This window comes from Desulfobulbaceae bacterium (assembly GCA_015231515.1).
Taxonomy (GTDB): Bacteria; Desulfobacterota; Desulfobulbia; order Desulfobulbales; family VMSU01; genus JADGBM01.
In genome coordinates this window covers 1-4916 of sequence record JADGBM010000164.1, presented here as the reverse complement: position 1 = coordinate 4916, position 4916 = coordinate 1, and the positions used below count along the sequence as shown (strand labels likewise).

7 protein-coding genes are annotated in these 4916 nt (G+C 45.1%); 4 read left to right on the top strand and 3 right to left on the bottom strand.

All coding sequences use genetic code 11. The features are described from left to right. Positions 1 to 154 (top strand): hypothetical protein (locus HQK80_15375; protein MBF0223573.1); only part of this gene is annotated, 154 nt, incomplete at its 5' end. 302 nt (positions 155 to 456) lie between these two features. Next, positions 457 to 699 carry a hypothetical protein gene (locus tag HQK80_15370; GenBank protein ID MBF0223572.1) on the top strand — a complete coding sequence of 81 codons (243 nt, stop codon included), beginning with the start codon at positions 457 to 459 and terminating at the stop codon, positions 697 to 699. An 86-nt stretch (positions 700 to 785) separates the two neighbouring features. Here the strand turns inward: HQK80_15370 and HQK80_15365 are convergent, their stop codons facing one another. The 3 genes from HQK80_15365 to HQK80_15355 form a co-directional block, all read right to left on the bottom strand. Next, complete coding sequence (locus tag HQK80_15365) at positions 786 to 1154, bottom strand: hypothetical protein (GenBank protein ID MBF0223571.1); 369 nt, start codon at positions 1152 to 1154, stop codon at positions 786 to 788. Positions 1155 to 1379: 225 nt separating this feature from the next. After that, a complete protein-coding gene (locus HQK80_15360; GenBank protein ID MBF0223570.1) occupies positions 1380 to 2987 on the bottom strand; it encodes a phosphoenolpyruvate carboxykinase in 1608 nt (535 codons plus the stop codon). A 113-nt stretch (positions 2988 to 3100) separates the two neighbouring features. Further along, the gene (locus HQK80_15355) at positions 3101 to 3559 is read right to left on the bottom strand and encodes a hypothetical protein (GenBank protein MBF0223569.1); all 459 of its coding nucleotides are present in this window, start codon (positions 3557 to 3559) and stop codon (positions 3101 to 3103) included. Between HQK80_15355 and xseA the strand changes: the two genes are divergently transcribed. Both xseA and HQK80_15345 read left to right on the top strand, forming a co-directional pair. Beyond that, positions 3509 to 4327 carry an exodeoxyribonuclease VII large subunit gene (gene xseA, locus HQK80_15350; GenBank protein MBF0223568.1) on the top strand — a complete coding sequence of 273 codons (819 nt, stop codon included), beginning with the start codon at positions 3509 to 3511 and terminating at the stop codon, positions 4325 to 4327. The genes HQK80_15355 and xseA overlap by 51 nt on opposite strands. A gap of 103 nt (positions 4328 to 4430) precedes the next feature. After that, positions 4431 to 4916: malate dehydrogenase (locus HQK80_15345; protein MBF0223567.1), on the top strand; the 486-nt coding region annotated here is incomplete at its 3' end.

Sequence of the window (4916 nt, the reverse complement as noted above, 5' to 3'; positions counted from 1 at the left end):
CTATTTGAACGATGATTTTAATGTGATTGCTAAGGGGAATGCTGAGGTGGTTAAAGGAAAACGAGTTTTTGTGGTGTATCAGATTGAGGACGGCAAAAATGTTGTGTTACGAATAGTTAATGAGGTTGATGGTGTTCCAGGAATAGCTTGGTAGGTTAAGACCTGTCGATAGCAGTCTCCCCTTTGATACTTCAATGTATTATTTGCCCCTTATTTGAGTGATATCTGATGTGGGGTTTTTGTTTTGATTTTATAAATTTTACCTACTGAGATATAAAGCTGAGTGAAAATTGCCTAACGGTTTGTCATGTTTTTGACAACATTTTCCTATGTGTATATAGCGAACTCAAATGGTAACTACTTGTAAACAAAGGATAAGTGAAAGTATTTTGTCTGTGGCACACTGAGTGCATATTGGGTAGTCATTAACTTAATATGTAACCAGTGAGGTTAAAAATGACAAAGCCATATTTTAGCAGCCGGGAAGAAGAGTTTACAGCAGTTGATCTATATCGTTTTATTGCGTCTGATGCCAATTTGCATAAGGAAGTATTAAATATGTGCCGTGCCTTTGTGCCAGAAATTGATTCGTTGATGAAGGCACTGCTCACTTTAGGTTCTGCTACTCTAACAGATATTGTCCTTGATGTTGTCGAGCAGATTCGGGTTGAAAGACAGGAAATGCTTTTGTCTGCTTAGGGGCTGTTGTTTTTCCGATATGGGGTCAACTCAACTTTCAATCTACTTCTATCCATAAAAAAGGCCGCACTGGAATGTTGATTCATTTACAGGAGAATCTTTCCATGTTGGTTGATAGAACTGAGCATATCTTCAGGCAGTTCTTCGGCGCGTTTTAAGTCAATTTCAATGTCGGAAATTTCTTCAATTTCTTCGAGATCAAGTAAGGTTGGCAGCCATTTGGACAGTGGTAGATTGTATACTAGCAGGTCTAAGTCAGATTTTAGGTGAAACTGTTTTTTGTTGAGGGTAGAGCCAAATAAAACGGCTTTACTTGTCCCATGTCTTTTTAATATCTCTATAATTTTTGCGGTTTGAGCAAGAATACGTTGACGTTTTTTTTCTATAACTTCAAGTTGTTGTTGTCGCCTTTGTTGGTGAAATTGGCGGATCTGTGGAGTTGATTTACTCAGCATCAATTTTTTCCAGAGAGGTGATGAAGGCTTTAAGGTCTAGTTGAACTGATTGCCAGGAGGTTCTTAAATTATTGCCTAATAGAACGTAAAGCAACAACAAATATGAGTTAGTCTCAGACTTCACAAAATCCCCCTGAATCCCCCTTCGAAGTCTCCTGCGTCGCTTATCTAAAAACAGAGGGACTAAGGGGGATTTTTCATCATATGTACAAATATTATGTTCCCCTAACCTTTCGGTCCTGCCAAAACAACACTTTCCGGGGCCATATCCCTGAACTGTTCGAAGTTGTCATGGAATAGTTTGGCAAGTTTAGCGGCCTGTCTGTCAAAGGCGTCAGGATCCTGCCAGGTTTTCTTAGGGGTCAGGATTTTTTGCGGAACTCCTGGTACATCTATTGGCACTTCAAATCCGAAGACTGGATCAATTACAGTCGGAACGTCATCTAGTTCACCATTTATAGCGGCATCAAGAAGGGCACGCGTATGTTTAATGGGCATCCTGTTGCCAACACCATAGGGGCCTCCGGTCCAGCCGGTATTAACGAGCCAGCATTTTGAGTTGTGCTCAGTAATTCGTTTTTCGAGAAGCTCGGCATAAACATAGGGGTGTCTGACCATAAAGGGAGCACCAAAACAGGCGCTGAAGGTTGCGGTTGGTTCGGTAACACCTTTTTCGGTGCCGGCCACTTTTGCGGTATAGCCGCTGATGAAGTGATACATGGCCTGGTCAGGAGTAAGCCTGGCAATTGGCGGCAGGACTCCAAAAGCATCGGCAGTTAACATAATAATATTTTTGGGGTGACCAGCCATGCCCGAAGGGACATAGTTTGGCAAGTGGCTCAGGGGGTATGAGGCCCTGGTGTTTTCGGTGAAACTGGCGTCGTTGAGATCGAGTATTCTGGTCACTGGATCCATGGCAACGTTTTCGAGCACCGTACCAAATTTACGGGTACAGGCAAAAATTTCAGGCTCTGCTTCCGGAGAGAGATTAATTACCTTGGCGTAGCAACCACCTTCAAAGTTAAAAACACCATTGGCGGCCCACCCATGTTCATCATCACCAATTAATGAGCGATTGGGGTCAGCGGAAAGGGTGGTTTTGCCGGTACCGGATAAACCAAAAAAGATGGCAACATCGTTCGGGTCGGATTTGCTGATATTGGCAGAACAGTGCATCGACAGGACATCCTGGCTGGGCAGCAGAAAATTGAGCGCCGAGAAAATAGATTTTTTAATTTCCCCGGCATAGGCTGTGCCACCAATCAAAATAAGTTTACGTTTGATATTCAAGGCAACAAATGTGCCGCTGCGTGTTTGGTCTTCTTCGGAGTCAGCATTGAAACTCGGGCACTGGAGCACTGTGAAATCTGGAATGAAGTTTGTGACAGCTTCCTGTCTTTTGTCTTTAACAAACATATTGCGGGCGAAAAGACTGTGCCAGGCATTTTCTGATATCACTCGCACCGACTGACGATAGGCAGGGTCTGAACCGGCATAACAGTCTTGTACAAAAATCATCTTGCCGCGCAAATAAGCTGTCATTCGCTTTAATAATGCTTCGAAACGTTCTTCCGGGTACTTAACATTGATTTTACCCCACCAAACATCATTGGTTGTTGTCGGTTCGTCCACCACGTACTTATCTTTAGCGGCCCTGCCGGTATGCTGGCCCATATTGACAACTAGGGGGCCAAGGTGAGAAACCTGTCCCTCAAAACGGCGGACAGCAAATTCGTAGAGGGCGGGTGTCGATAAGTTCCAATGAACGTAGCCAAGTTGTTTCAGGCCTAGATAATCAAGTTGGTACTCTGGAGTTAACTCTTTAAGTTCCATAATGTCCCTTCTTTAACTGATTTATTGGGTATTAACGCTATGTCTGGCTTCAACCACTCTCTGAAAATCTGTCTGAATATCAAATTGGACCAAAGTCAGTGACACTGGGAGATTTAAAGCAGTCCCAGCTCAACTACAGCAGCCTTTTCAGAGCGTAACTCCTCAAGAGTTATATTGAACTTTTCTTTACCAAAATCGTCTTGCTTGAAGCCCTCAACAACCTTAAGCTGCCCCTTTTCGACACGGCAGGGAAATGAGAAGATGAGCCCCTTGTCCACACCGTATTGACCTGAGGAGCAGAGGCTGATGGAAAATGTTTCGCCGGCCGGAGTGTCGTGGGTCAAATTGTAAATGCTCTGAACACAGGCATTGGCGGCTGAGGCGGCTGATGAAGCACCACGCGCCTTGATAATTGCCGCGCCTCGTTGCTGGACGGTTGAGATAAACTCACCTTGAAGCCAATTTGTATCTTTAATGACTTCTGTTACAGGTTCGCCTCTCTGCCCATAGAAATTTACCCAGTGCGTGTACAAGGAAATGAGGCAGCCCAGGAGATAATTTCTGCTGTCCAGCAAGCCAACAATCGAGGTGTCGCAGACGTTATTGTTATCTGTCGTGGTGGCGGCAGCCTTGAAGATTTGTGGCCTTTTAATGACGAACTTCTGGCTCGCTGCGTATTCCAGTCACCCTTGCCGGTTGTCTCTGCTATCGGCCATGAAATTGACTTCACCATTCTTGACTTTGTCGCAGATATGAGGGCGCCAACACCGTCAGCAGCAGCCGAGATGGTCGTGCCTTCCCGCAGAGATCTTAAAGCTGCAACTGAACGACTACGTGAAAGACTTGCTAGCGCCTTACGTCAGCGCCTTGGGGCATACCGACAAACTTTAACCCTGCAGAAACGGCTTCTATCTGATCCAACGTCCCTGCTGCAAAATCTGCGTTTACGAATCGATCATCTCCAAAGCAACCTGATCTACTCATTAAAAGATCACCAGGCGCTGCGCAGTCATCGGTTACACGATATACTGCGCAGATTAAAGACCAACTCCCCTCAGCACACCATTACCAGCCAGAAAAAGCATCTGTCGCAACTGCAAAAATCAATCATCAACAGCATCCAAAATACCACCCAGACAAAGCTGACTCAAACCAAAAACGCCACAGCGCTGCTCACAGCAGTCAGCCCGAAGGCGGTTTTAGAACGGGGCTACTCGATTGTCTATACCGACCCGGCAAATTGTATTGTCAGCTCCAGTAAACAGGTGACTCCTGGCGACAAATTACGTATTTTCACAAATGCCGGAACCATTAAAAGCCAGGTGACCGCAGCAAGTTAATGTCACATTTTCAGTTTTGACATTGGTCTTGACAATATGGCGTTAAATTCAATACATATAGGGATAGTATCAACTCACAATTAAATATAGGAGAACAGGAATAATGGCAGGAAAAAGAGCAAGAGTCGCCGTAACAGGAGCCGCTGGACAAATTGGATATGCAACACTTTTTCGTATTGCCTCGGGACAAATGCTTGGCCCTGACACCGAAATTGAGCTTCAACTTCTGGAACTTCCCCAGGCCCTCGGCGCCCTTGAAGGCGTAAAAATGGAACTTGATGACTGCGCCTTTCCCTTATTAAAAAAGATCGTCTGTACCGACAAGATGGAAGTGGCATTTGATGGTGTTGACTGGATTTTAGCAATAGGAGCAGTTCCAAGAAAGCAAGGCATGGAGCGCAGTGATCTTCTCAAGGTTAATGGCGGTATCTTCGGCCCGCTTGGCAAGACAATGGCATCGCATGCCTCAAGCGACTGCAAACTTTTCGTGGTCGGTAATCCATGTAACACTAACTGTGTAATTGCCATGGAAAACTCAGGACTGCCCAAAGATCGTTTCCACTCCATGACTGCCCTTGATGAGAACCGG